General features: G+C 76.6%; 13 protein-coding genes. 9 read left to right on the top strand and 4 right to left on the bottom strand.

The window, feature by feature from the left end; genetic code table 11:
• Window positions 1-644: SbcC/MukB-like Walker B domain-containing protein (locus AB6N23_RS14515; RefSeq protein WP_412866726.1), on the top strand; the 644-nt coding region annotated here is incomplete at its 5' end.
• A 12-nt stretch (window positions 645-656) separates the two neighbouring features.
• Here AB6N23_RS14515 and AB6N23_RS14510 read toward each other — a convergent pair.
• Window positions 657-1,073, bottom strand: coding sequence for a hypothetical protein (locus AB6N23_RS14510; protein WP_412866725.1), 417 nt, complete (start codon window positions 1,071-1,073; stop codon window positions 657-659).
• Between the two features lie 121 nt (window positions 1,074-1,194).
• Here AB6N23_RS14510 and AB6N23_RS14505 point away from each other — a divergent pair, with 121 nt between their 5' ends.
• The 6 genes from AB6N23_RS14505 to AB6N23_RS14480 all read left to right on the top strand — a co-directional run bounded on the left by AB6N23_RS14505 (window position 1,195) and on the right by AB6N23_RS14480 (window position 6,116).
• Window positions 1,195-1,887, top strand: a complete 693-nt coding sequence (locus tag AB6N23_RS14505) for an LmeA family phospholipid-binding protein (protein WP_412866724.1) — start codon at window positions 1,195-1,197, stop codon at window positions 1,885-1,887.
• Entirely contained in the window at window positions 1,884-2,678 is a 795-nt protein-coding gene (locus tag AB6N23_RS14500; protein WP_412866723.1) for a M50 family metallopeptidase, read from the top strand. Before AB6N23_RS14505 ends, AB6N23_RS14500 begins: the two co-directional genes overlap by 4 nt.
• 67 nt (window positions 2,679-2,745) lie before the next feature.
• Window positions 2,746-4,716, top strand: coding sequence for a threonine/serine exporter family protein (locus tag AB6N23_RS14495; protein ID WP_412866722.1), 1,971 nt, complete (start codon window positions 2,746-2,748; stop codon window positions 4,714-4,716).
• 157 nt (window positions 4,717-4,873) lie between these two features.
• Window positions 4,874-5,260, top strand: a complete 387-nt coding sequence (locus AB6N23_RS14490; protein ID WP_412866721.1) for a RidA family protein — start codon at window positions 4,874-4,876, stop codon at window positions 5,258-5,260.
• A 68-nt stretch (window positions 5,261-5,328) separates the two neighbouring features.
• On the top strand, window positions 5,329-5,814 hold the full coding sequence (locus AB6N23_RS14485) for a hypothetical protein (RefSeq protein WP_412866720.1): 486 nt from the start codon (window positions 5,329-5,331) through the stop codon (window positions 5,812-5,814).
• Entirely contained in the window at window positions 5,811-6,116 is a 306-nt protein-coding gene (locus AB6N23_RS14480; protein WP_412866719.1) for a transcriptional regulator, read from the top strand. The genes AB6N23_RS14485 and AB6N23_RS14480 overlap by 4 nt, the downstream gene beginning before the upstream one ends.
• 28 nt (window positions 6,117-6,144) lie before the next feature.
• Here AB6N23_RS14480 and AB6N23_RS14475 read toward each other — a convergent pair whose 3' ends face one another.
• The 3 genes from AB6N23_RS14475 to AB6N23_RS14465 all read right to left on the bottom strand — a co-directional run bounded on the left by AB6N23_RS14475 (window position 6,145) and on the right by AB6N23_RS14465 (window position 8,955).
• Window positions 6,145-7,413 carry an alanine racemase gene (locus AB6N23_RS14475; protein ID WP_412866718.1) on the bottom strand — a complete coding sequence of 423 codons (1,269 nt, stop codon included), beginning with the start codon at window positions 7,411-7,413 and terminating at the stop codon, window positions 6,145-6,147.
• Between the two features lie 56 nt (window positions 7,414-7,469).
• Window positions 7,470-8,192: an HNH endonuclease family protein gene (locus AB6N23_RS14470; RefSeq protein WP_412866717.1), complete on the bottom strand. Its 723-nt coding sequence runs from the start codon at window positions 8,190-8,192 to the stop codon at window positions 7,470-7,472.
• A gap of 202 nt (window positions 8,193-8,394) precedes the next feature.
• Complete coding sequence (locus tag AB6N23_RS14465; RefSeq protein WP_412866716.1) at window positions 8,395-8,955, bottom strand: hypothetical protein; 561 nt, start codon at window positions 8,953-8,955, stop codon at window positions 8,395-8,397.
• Between the two features lie 209 nt (window positions 8,956-9,164).
• Here AB6N23_RS14465 and AB6N23_RS14460 point away from each other — a divergent pair, with 209 nt between their 5' ends.
• Entirely contained in the window at window positions 9,165-10,715 is a 1,551-nt protein-coding gene (locus tag AB6N23_RS14460) for an amino acid permease (protein ID WP_412866715.1), read from the top strand.
• Between the two features lie 37 nt (window positions 10,716-10,752).
• Window positions 10,753-11,311 (top strand): YdeI/OmpD-associated family protein (locus AB6N23_RS14455; protein WP_412866714.1); only part of this gene is annotated, 559 nt, incomplete at its 3' end.

Raw genomic sequence — 11,311 nt, 5'->3', positions numbered from 1 at the left:
CCGCGCGGGAGCGGGCCGACGCCGCCGCGCGCGCGGGCGGCACGACGCGCACCGCCGCCCGGGTGCTCGAGCGGCGCACCGACGAGGCCGCGCCCGTGGCGCGGATGGCCGGTCTCGCGGCCGGCACCGCGAGCGACAACGCGCACGCGCTGTCCCTCGCGACGTACGTGCTGACCCGCCGGTTCGAGGACGTCGTCGACGCGGCCAACGACCGGCTGCGCGTCATGTCCGACGGCCGGTACGAGCTCGCGCGCAGCGACGAGAAGGAGGACGTGCGCACGCGCACCACCGGGCTGTCGATGCGGGTGGTCGACCACCGCACCGAGCAGACGCGCGACCCGCGCACCCTCTCGGGCGGCGAGACGTTCTACGTGTCGCTGTGCCTCGCGCTCGGCATGGCGGACGTGGTCACGGCCGAGGCCGGCGGCGTCGAGCTCGGCACGCTCTTCGTCGACGAGGGCTTCGGCGCGCTCGACCCGCACGTGCTCGACCAGGTGCTCGGCGAGCTGTCCCGGCTGCGCGCCGGCGGCCGGGTCGTCGGCGTCGTCTCGCACGTCGAGGCGCTCAAGCAGGCCGTCGCCGACCGCATCGAGATCCGTCCCACGCCCGGCGGCCCGAGCACGCTCACGGTGCTGGCGGGCTGAGGGCGAGGCGGCTCACCACGTCCAGCCGCGCTCGGCCAGCGCCATCTCCTCCCGGAACCGCTCGGCCGGGTCGCCCTTCGCGGCGGGCAGCACCTCGACACCGGCCATGCGGCACGCCTCGGCGAGCAGCTGGTCGTACGCGAGCTGCGACGCGATGATGCGCTCCGCCCGCGCGAACATGCGGTCGTCCCCCTCGAGGCGGCGCACGTGCGCGGCCACGACGCCGAGCCGCTCCTGCACGCGCAGCGTCTGGAACGGGTCCTCCACGGCGGGCCGCTCGCGGCGCAGCCGAGCCGCCGTCCGCTCGAGCCGCTCGGCGAGGGCGACGCGCCAGCGCGGCGGCTCCTCGGCCGAGGGGATCAGCGACCAGACGGCTGTCAGCAGCACCGTCGGTGCGACGGCGGTCAGCAGGAGGAGTGCCCAGGTCATCGCGCGTCCCTCGTGGTCACGACCCAGCCTAGGTCGACCGTGTGAGCCACGCCACACCATTGGCCGGTCGCCGCGCTCCTCCGCCCCGTACGGTGGGCGCGGCGTCGAGGGACGGAGGGTCATGGGAGCCAGGAGAGCGGTCGTCGGCACGGTGGTCACGCTCGTCGTCCTCGGGACCGGTGCGGTCGTGGCCGACCGCGTCGCGCTCGGCGTCGCCGAGGACCGCGCGCGCGAGGTCGTCACGCAGCAGCTCGCCGTCACCGGCGAGCCCGAGGTGGCCATCCACGGGTTCCCGTTCCTCACCCAGCTGCTCGCGGGCGAGCTCGACGACGTCGACGCGGCCGCGACCGGGCTCACGCTCGAGGGCGTCGAGGCCACCGACGTCCGCGTCACCGCGCAGGGCGTCGGCCTCACCGCCCCGCACACCGTCCGCGCCGCCACGCTCGCCGCGACGCTGCCGCCCGGGTCGCTCGAACGGGTCCTCGCGGACCGCGCCGGGCTCGCCGTCGACCTCACGGTCGACGGGGGCGTGCTGCGCGCCGGTGGCGAGGTGCTCGGGCTCGCGCTGTCCGCCGGCCTGGTCCCCCGCGTGGAGGGCGGTGTCCTGCTCGTCGACCTCACCGACGTGGCGCTCGGCGAGCGCACCCTCGACCTCGACGACCTGCCCGGCGGCCTCGGCGACCGCGTCACCGGGCTCGAGGTGCCCGTCGAGGGCCTGCCCGAGGGCGTCGTCCTCACCTCCGCGTCCGTGGTGCCGGGCGGCGTGCGCGTCACCGCCGAGGGCGCCGACGTCGTCCTGCCGGAGGCGCCGTGAGCACCGGCACCGTCGCCGGGACGGCGTGGCCGCTGCACGCCGCGCCCGCCGACCCCGACATCACCGGGCAGCTCGGCGCGTGGTGGGAGCAGCTGACGACGCCGCAGCCCGCGCCGGCCCGCACCTCGGTCGCCGTCGTCGGCGCGGTCGTCCTCGTCGCGCTGTGGGTGCCCGGCGCGTGGCACCTGCTGCGGCACGGGCTGACGATCGTGCACGAGGCCGGCCACGCGGCGGTCGCCGTGCTGGTGGGCCGACGCCTCAGCGGCATCCGCGTGCACTCCGACACGTCCGGCCTGACGGTGTCGCGCGGCAAGCCGCGCGGTCCCGGCATGGTCGCGACCGCGGCGGCCGGCTACCCCGCGCCCGCGGTGCTCGGCGTCGCCGCCGCGTGGCTGCTGTCACGCGGGTACGCCGTCGGCGTCCTGTGGCTGCTGCTGCTGGTGGTCGCGCTCGTGCTGCTCCAGATCCGCAACTGGTACGGGCTGTGGGCGGTGCTGGTCAGCGGCGCGGTGCTCGTGGGCGTCACGGGCTGGGCGCCGGCGGCCGTGCAGACGGTCGTCGCGGCCGCGCTGACGTGGTTCTTCCTGCTCGGCGCGCCGCGCGCCGTGCTGGAGATGCAGTCGCAGCGCCGTCGCGTGCGGCGGCAGGGCGGCCGTGACCTGTCCGACGCGGGCCTGCTGGCCGGGCTGACGCACGTGCCGGCGGTCGTCTGGGTCGCGATCCTGCTGCTCGTGGGCGTCGCGCTGCTCGTCGTCGGCGGGGCCTGGCTGCTGGCGGCCTGGCCGGCCTGACGCCCGCGCCGACGGACCGGCCCGAGCCGCGAGGGCCACGGACCGCCGCCCGGGAGAGGATCGCCCCATGAGCGCACCCGTGGCGCCCGCGCGCCGGGCCGACGTGCCGCCCGTCCCGGACGACCCCGGGCCCACCACGTCGGCACCCGGCACGCCCACGCCGAGCCCGACGCCCACCACGTCGCCGACACCGGCGCCCACGACCGCCGTCCCGACGCCGACCGGCACGCCCGCACCCACCTCCGGCACCGAACCCGCCGCCACGCCGACGCCCACCCCGACGCCGACCGCCGAGCCGGTGCCGACGCCCACGTCGACCACCGTGGTGACACCCCCGCCCAGCGCACCGCCCGCGTCCGTGCCGGGGACCGTCGTGCCGTGGTCGCGGGAGCCCGCCGTCGCGTCGTCGACCCTGCCCCTCGGGGTCGTCGTCACCGCCGCGCTGGTCCTGCTGGTCGTCGCCGCGGCGCTCGTGCTGCTGCACCGGCGCACCCGTCGCGCGGCCGCCGGGGCGGGCGGGACGGGGACGGCCCCCGGGGAGGACGTGGCGGCGACCACCGCCGAGGCAGGCGCCACCGGCACCGCGTCGGGCGCCGGGTCCGTCTCGTCGCTCGGGCCGGAGCGCACGACGGGGGCCGACGACGACACCGACGAGCCCGCCGAGGCCGTGACGGCCGTCCTGCCCGCGGTGCCGTCCGACCCGCCGACCGCCCCGACCCCGGCCGCCGCCGCCGCGAACGGTGCCGCCGCGGCAGCCGCGGCTCCGGGCGCGTCCGGTGGCCCGACCGACCCCGCCCCGCCCACCGACCCCGCCGCCACGATGGGCTTCCTGCTCACGATGGGCGAGGCGCTCACCGACGCGAGCGCCCCCGTCGTGCAGGTCAAGCAGACGCTCGAGCGGATCGCCGCCGTCAACGACCTGCCCGGCCTGGCGGTCGTGGCCCTGCCGACGGCGCTCGTCGTGTCGGTGCCCGGCAGCGCGGCACCGCAGACGGTCGCGTCGAGCGCGGGCGCGCGCACGCTGCGGCTGCACCAGGCGGCCGACGTGCTGCACGTCGCGGACGACGCCGAGGCGGGCCGCGTCGGGCCGGTCGAGGGCACCGCGCGCCTGCGCGCCGCCCTCGACGCACCGCCGCTGTACGGCGGCCCCGCGCGGGTCGCCGGGTACGTCGCGTCGGCCGCCGGCCTGGCGATGATCCTCGGCGGCGGTCTCGTCGACGTGCTCGTCGCCGGCGCGCTCGGCGCGGGCGTCGCGGGGCTCCAGGTCGCGGGCGCTCGGCTGCCCGCGGTGTACCAGTCGCTGCTCGTGCTGGTCAGCGCGTTCCTCGTCTCGACGGCCGTGTTCGCGCTGTCCCGCACGGGCCTCGAGATCGGCACGCTGGCCCCGCTCGCCGCGCCGCTCGTCACGTTCCTGCCCGGTGCGCTGCTGACCACGGCCGCCATCGACCTGGCCACGCGCCAGATGATCGCCGGCTCCGCGCGGCTGGCCGCCGGCGGCATGCAGCTCGTGCTGCTGGCGCTGGGCATCACCGCCGCCGCGGCGCTCGTGGGGGTGCCCGCGTCCGCGGTCGGGGCCGCGTCCGTGCACCCGCTCGGCTGGGCCGGGCCGTGGGTCGGGGTGCTCGTCTACGGGTGCGGCGTGGTGCTGCACAACGGCGCCCACCGGACGGCGCTGCCGTGGATCCTGCTCGTGCTCGTCGTCGCGTACGCCGGTCAGGTGCTCGGCGGGGTGCTGCTCGGCGGCATCCCGTCGGCGTTCGTCGGGGCGCTGGCCATGACGGCCGTCGCGATGTTCGCCGCGACCCGGCCGACGGGCCCGCCGACCCTCGTCGGCTTCCTCCCGGGCTTCTGGCTGCTGGTGCCCGGTGCGCTGGGGCTGATCGGCGTGACGTCGGTGCTCGACCAGGGTGCGCAGGCGCTGACCACGGTCGTGACCGCGGGCGCGACGATGGTCGCGATCTCGCTCGGCGTGCTCACGGGCATCGCGACCGGGTCGGCCGTGGCGCGCCGGGCACGGGCGACGCCGCCCGCGGCCTGACGCGCACGTCGTCCCACCGCCCGGCGCGTCGGCCCGCCCGGCGGCAGTCTGGTCCCGGGGCACCGCCGACGACGTGGTGGTCCCTGCCCCGCGGACCGCCAGCGACACCGCGACGCACGCGGACCCGGGACCACCGAACCGACCCCGGAGGACCCCGATGACCCGTCAGCAGATCTCCACGCCCGACGCCCCGCGCCCGGCCGGCGCCTACTCGCAGGCCATCCGGCTCGGCGACGTCGTCTGGACCGCCGGCTTCGGCCCGCAGGACCCGCGCACGGGCGAGGTCCCGGAGTCGGTCGCCGACCAGACGCGCCAGGTCCTGCGCAACGTCGAGGCCACGCTCGCCGTCGCCGGGCTCGGCCTGCGCGACGTCGTGAAGACCACCGTGCACCTGGCCGACCTCGCCGACTGGGCCGAGTTCGACGCCGCCTACGCCGAGTTCTTCCCCGACCCGCAGCCGGCGCGCACGACCGTCGGGTCCGTGCTCGCGGGCATCAAGGTCGAGATCGACGTCGTCGCGGGGCGCTCGGCCGACCTGTCCTGACGGCGGCCGTGGGCTCACGCCCACCCACCTCTTGCCATGACGGCAACCGACAGGGTTCACTTGCCGCCATGGCAAGCAGCGAGAACCCTCACGCGGCCGCCGACGCGAGCCTGCGCGACGTCGAGCACGCCGTGCAGCGCCTCGCGAGGTCGCTCGTGACGCCCTGGTGGTACAAGACCGCCGCGAGCGCCACCGTCGCCGGCCTGTTCGTCGGCATCGGCATGGCGACCGGCAGCGTCCCGTTCGGCAGCGCGACGACCGGGGAGCTGCTGGTCGTCCTCTGCGCCGCGGCCGCGCCGGCGGCGCTGCTCCGGGCCCTGCAGGCGTCGACCGGCGCGTCCGTCGACCGGTACCGCGACGGGTGGGTGGTGCCGAGCCTGGTCCTGATCGCGCTGCTGGCCGTGTGCTGGACCCTGCAGGCCGCGGCCGGGCTGCCGTGGGCCCTGCTCGTGGGTGCCGCCCTGGCCTTCGTCGGCACGTACCTCTACGAGGTGCGCGTCGACCGCGGGCTCCGGCGCGGCCGGTTCCCGGCACCGCGCGCGCCCGCGCCGTGAGCGCGCCCGAGCCGCGGTTCGACGACGTCGTGCACGCCCGCAACCGCCTGCAGATCTGCGCCATGCTCGCCCGCGTCGACGCGCTGGCGTTCCCGACGGTGCGGGAGGCGCTCGACGTGGAGGACTACGTCGTGAGCAAGCACCTGAAGGTCCTCGTCGACGCGGGCTACGTCAGCAGCCGCAAGGAGCGGCACCACGGGCGCACGCAGACCTGGCTGCGCCTCACGGACGACGGGAGGCACGCGCTCGAGCGCCACCTCGCGGAGCTCCGGCGCATCCTCGCCGCCGACGACGCCGGCTGACCCGCCGGCCGGCGGCGCCGCGCACGCGTCAGAACCAGGTGCTCACGACGTCGACGACTCGCAGGTCGGCGTCGAGCACCGGCACCGCGCGCCACTTGTCGAACGCGGTGCACGGGTGCGAGACGCCGAGCTCGACGACGTCGCCGACCGCGAGGTCGGTCGGGTCCTCGGCGTCCGGGTCGTGCGGCGGGTCGTGGTCGAGGTACGCGTGCTGGTCGTTGGTGCGCGTGAGCGTCCACCCGCGGACGTCGACGGCGTCGGCGCCGGGCCGGTGGCGGCGCAGCGGCACGGGCAGGCCCTCGTCGTAGGGGACGTCACGCTTGCCCGCGTCCAGCAGCGCGAGCCCGGGCTCGGGTGTCGACAGCACCTGCGCCCACACGCGGATGGCCGGCAGCAGGTGGCCGGCGACGCGCGTGTACGGGGTCCGGCGCGCGTACGTGCCGTGGTCGTGCGTGACGTACGAGCCCGACCGCAGCAGCGTGCGGGTGCCGTACCCGGGCAGCGGTCCGGTGCCGTCGGGGTCGCGGCCCAGCACGTCGGCGACGACGTCGAACCACGCCGACCCGCCGGCCGAGAGCACGATCCCGTCGGGCGGCAGCAGCGCGCGGTCGGCCAGGTCGTGCGCGGTGTCGCGGAGCCCGGCGAGGAACGAGCGGACGCGGGCGTCGTCGGGCAGGCCGCCCTCGTAGCCGCTGACGCCGACGAGCCGGACGGCGTCGGACGCGACGGCGCGCTCGGCCACCGCCACGGCGTCCTCGGGCGTGCGCACGCCGGTGCGGCCGGCGGCGTGCCCGACCTCGAGCAGCACGGTCACCGGCCCGGCGTCCGTGCCCGCGAGCGCGGCCTCCACCGCCTGGACCCCCGCCACCGAGTCCACGTACAGCAGCACCTCGGCGTCCGGGTCGGCGGCGGCCGTCGCGGCCCACCGCAGGGCGACGGGGTCGACGACCTCGTTGGCGACGAGCAGCCGCCGGACGCCGAGCGCGTGCGCCGTGCGTGCCTGGTGCGGCGTCGCGACGGTGATCCCCCACGCGCCGGCGTCGAGCTGGCGCGCCCACAGCTCGGGCGACATCGTGGTCTTGCCGTGCGGGGCCAGCTCGAGGCCGTGGTCGGTGGCGAACCGCGCGAGGGTCGCGACGTCGTGGTCGAGCGCGGCGCGGTCGAGCGTCATGACGGGCCGGCCGAGGCTGCCGTCGAACAGCGTGTGCCCCTGCGCGACGTACGCGGCGGCGGTGAGCGGCTCGTCGAGCACGAAGCCCTTCGTCGTCGGACCCAGCAGGATCTCGGGACGTCGCACGGTCCACCTCCGCTCGTCGGTGCGGTCGAGCCTAGGCCGGGTGCCGTCGCGGCGGGTCAGCCCACCACCGCGCACCGGTCGATCTCCCGCGCGAGCGCGTCCCGTTCGGCGCGCGTCACCCACAGCCCGTACGCGTGCTTCACCGCGACCTGCCGCAGGGCGTACACGCACCGGTAGCCCGTCTCGGGCGGCAGCCACGTGGCGGCGTCGCCGGCGCCCTTCTGCTGGTTGGCGCGGCCCTGCACGGCCTGCAGGTTGGCAGGGTCGTTGGCGAACTCGCGGCGCCGCTCGGCGGGCCACTGCTGCGCGCCCTTCTGCCACGCGTCCGCGAGCGCGACGACGTGGTCGACCTGCACCTCGGAGGAGTGCGGCCCGCGCTCGAAGTCGATCGTGGTGCCCGTGTAGACGTCGTGCAGCGTGCCGCGCAGGACGACGCAGTCCCGCGTCCCCGGCTTCGTGCGCACGTCGACGAGGTCGCGCGCGAGCACGTCGTTGCGGGTGTCGCAGCCGTTGCGGTCGGTGTCCGCCCACGCCTGGCCGAACTCCTCGCGCTCGTACCCGGTGCGGGGTGCGCGGCCCTTCACCGCGAGCGCCGCGAGCTGCGTGCGCCCGGTCTCGACGTCCGCGGCCGTCACCGGGTAGCGCGCGGCGGCGCGGGCGTCGAGCCACACCGGGCCGCCCAGCCCGACCACCGCCGCGACGACGAGCACGAGCACCCAGGGCGCGCGGCGGGCGCGGCGGCGCGGGCGGTCGGGCAGGACGTCGAGCAGGGAGGTCACGGGCGCCGAGCATGCCGGACACCTCCGACATCACGGCCACCGACCCGCCGCCCCCTGGGGACGACGCCACGGCGGACCGGCGCGAGGTCGCGGGACCGGTGCGACGTCGCGGGTCCGGGCCCACGACCTCGCACCCGGCCCACGACCTCGCAGCGTGTCGCGGAAGCGGTCCGGTGCCGTCGCGCGGCGCGCGACCGCCGTCTCAGCGGCCCGCGCCCACGTCCTCCGGGAGCGCCTCGTGCCCCGCGCGCCCGTGCGTGCGGTTCTGCTCCTTGAGACCGGCCTCGTAGACGTGCCGGCGGCCGGCCATGAGCTCGTCCCGCAGCCGCTGCTCCGCCTCGCGGAACCGGGCGTGGTAGCCGGCGTCGAAGTCCTCGACGATCTGGAACGTCCACCGGCCGGCCAGCACGTTGGCCCCCAGGACGTCGGCGCGGACGCGGTCCGCGAGCTCGGCGTGCCCGGCCGCCTCGAGCTTGTCGAGCGCCTCGCCGAGCTCGATGTCGCCCTGGCCGATGAGCCGGTGGAACTCGTAGAGGACGCCGCGCGCGTGCTCGATGACCTCGAGGGCCGCCGTCACGCCGCCGACCGCCTCCACCGTCGCGGCGTCCACGCCGTCCGGCGCCCGGTGGGCGTCGTCGGGGCCGTCCTGCGCCGACCGGGGGTTCCCGGCGGGGCGCCCCGCCACGTCCTGCTCGTCGAGGGTGCCCACGGACCCGTCCTGTCCTGCCTGCGTCGCCTCCTGCGACCCGTGCTGCTGCGTCATGCGGCCATGCTGCCGGGACGTCCGCGAGCGCGCCCGGCGGGCCGTCGAGCCGACCCCAGCCCCGTCCCGAGCGGACCCCGTCCCGGTGGACGACCACCCGGTTGGCCCTGCGCCGCGAGGTCCGACATGCTCGTGCGCGGGTGCCGACGTCGCGACCGCAGGTCCGCGGTCACGCGCGCCGTCGGCCGGCACCACGGAGGGGGACGACCATGACGCACGACGGCACGGCACGCCGGGGGACGGCGGCACCCGGGCCGCGCGGCATCCTGCGGCGCAAGTCGGTCGAGGACTCGCTCGCGGCGATCGACGACCCGGAGCGGCAGCTGCGCCGGTCGCTGACCGCCTGGGACCTCGCGGTGCTCGGTGTCGCGGTCGCCGTCGGCGCGGGCATCTTCTCCGTGGGCGCCACGGCCGCCGCGAACTACGCGGGGCCGGGCGTCATCCTGTCGTTCGTCATCGCCTCCGTCGTCTGCGGCCTGGCGATCATGTGCTACGCCGAGTTCGCGTCGACGCTGCCCGTCGCGGGGTCCGCCTACACGTACTCGTACGCCACCATGGGCGAGCTGGTCGCGTGGATCATCGGCTGGGACCTCATCCTCGAGATGCTGCTGGCGTCCGCCGTGATCGCGAAGTTCTGGGGCGTGTACCTCTCGGACGCGTTCGCCCTGCTGGGTGTGGACGTGCCGACGACGCTCACCGTCGCGGGTGCCGACGTCGCGTGGGCGCCGATGCTGATCGTCGCCCTGTTCACGGCCCTGCTGGCCATCGGCACGCGCCTGAGCACGCGCGTGAACAGCGTGTTCACCATCCTCAAGGTCGGCATCACGCTGTTCGTCATCGTCGCCGGCTTCTTCTACGTCAAGGCGGAGAACTGGTCGCCGTTCGTGCCGCCGTCCGAGCCCGCCGGCGCGGGGGCGAGCAGCCTCGAGCAGCCGTTGACCGGCTTCCTGCTCGGGTTCGAGCCGTCGACGTACGGCGTCATGGGCATCCTCTCCGGTGCGGCGCTGGTGTTCTTCGCGTTCATCGGCTTCGACGTCGTCGCGACCACGGCGGAGGAGACGAAGGACCCGCAGCGCGCCGTGCCGCGCGGCATCCTCGGCGGCCTGGTCCTCGTCACGGTCCTCTACGTGCTCGTCACCGTCGTCGTCACCGGCATGGTGAGCTACACCGAGCTCGCACAGGTGGACAGCCCCTCGCTGACCAGCGCGTTCGTGCTCGTCGGCGCCGACTGGGCGGGGCGCGTCATCTCGATCGGCATCCTCGTCGGGCTGACGAGCGTCCTCATGGTGCTCATGCTCGGCCTCACGCGCGTGATCTTCGCGATGAGCCGCGACGGCCTGCTGCCGCGCGGGCTGTCCAGGACGTCGCCGCGGTTCAAGACCCCGGTGGGCCTGCAGATCGGTGCGGGCGTGGTCATCGCGCTGATCGCCGGGCTGTCCGAGGTCGAGCTGCTCGAGGAGATGATCAACATCGGCACGCTGTCGGCGTTCGTGCTGGTCAGCTTCGCGGTGCCGCTGCTGCGCCGCTCCCGGCCGGACCTCACGCGCGGCTTCCGCGTGCCGTGGTCGCCGGTGCTGCCGATCATCTCCGGCCTCGCGTGCATCTGGCTGATGCTCAACCTGACCACGCTGACCTGGCTGCGGTTCCTCGCGTGGCTCGCGGTCGGCGTCGTCATCTACTTCGTCTACTCCTACCGGAGCTCGCTCGTCGGCCGGGGCACGCCCGCGCCGGTCGTCGCCGACGACGCGGACCCGGTCTGACGAGGCCCGGCCCGACGACGCGGTGCCGGACGACGCGGTGCCTGACGACGCGGTGGACGAGGACCCGGTGCGGGACGACGCGGCGGCGAGCGGTGGCCGCGACCACCGCGTGCTCGTCGAGTCCGCCGCGGCGTGGCGCGCCTGGCTCACCGAGCACCACACGACGAGCCCCGGCGTGTGGGTCGTGCGCTGGAAGCCGTCGTCGGGCCGGCCGGTGCTCGACTACGAGCCGCTCGTCGAGGAGGCGCTCGCGTTCGGCTGGATCGACGCGACGCAGCGCACGGTCGACGACGAGCGGACGGAGATGTGGTTCACACGGCGCCGTCCCGGCAGCGGCTGGTCACGCCTGACGAAGGAGCGGCTGGCCCGCGTCGAGGCGTCGGGACGCATGACGGACGCCGGCCGCGCCGCGATCGCGGCCGCGCGCGCCGACGGGACGTGGGCGATGTACGACGACGCCGAGGCGGGCGTCGTCGCGCCGGACCTCGCCGACGCGCTGGCCGCCGAGCCCGCCGCCGCGGCCGGGTGGGACGCCCTCACGCCCGGAGTGCGCCGCGCCCAGCTGCGCTGGCTCGCCGAGGCGCGCCGCCCCGCCC

The organism is Cellulomonas pasadenensis (assembly GCF_047229365.1).
Lineage (GTDB): Bacteria > Actinomycetota > Actinomycetes > Actinomycetales > Cellulomonadaceae > Cellulomonas.
This window is presented reverse-complemented; position numbering and strand designations above follow the sequence as displayed.

Excerpts from the sequence above, each read along its gene's own strand:
- AB6N23_RS14510 (WP_412866725.1), bottom strand. The coding sequence starts at position 1,073 with ATGACCTGGGCACTCCTCCTGCTGACCGCCGTCGCACCGACGGTGCTG.
- AB6N23_RS14505 (WP_412866724.1), top strand. The coding sequence starts at position 1,195 with ATGGGAGCCAGGAGAGCGGTCGTCGGCACGGTGGTCACGCTCGTCGTC.
- AB6N23_RS14495 (WP_412866722.1), top strand. The coding sequence starts at position 2,746 with ATGAGCGCACCCGTGGCGCCCGCGCGCCGGGCCGACGTGCCGCCCGTC.
- AB6N23_RS14490 (WP_412866721.1), top strand. The coding sequence starts at position 4,874 with ATGACCCGTCAGCAGATCTCCACGCCCGACGCCCCGCGCCCGGCCGGC.
- AB6N23_RS14485 (WP_412866720.1), top strand. The coding sequence starts at position 5,329 with ATGGCAAGCAGCGAGAACCCTCACGCGGCCGCCGACGCGAGCCTGCGC.
- AB6N23_RS14465 (WP_412866716.1), bottom strand. The coding sequence starts at position 8,955 with ATGACGCAGCAGCACGGGTCGCAGGAGGCGACGCAGGCAGGACAGGAC.
- AB6N23_RS14460 (WP_412866715.1), top strand. The coding sequence starts at position 9,165 with ATGACGCACGACGGCACGGCACGCCGGGGGACGGCGGCACCCGGGCCG.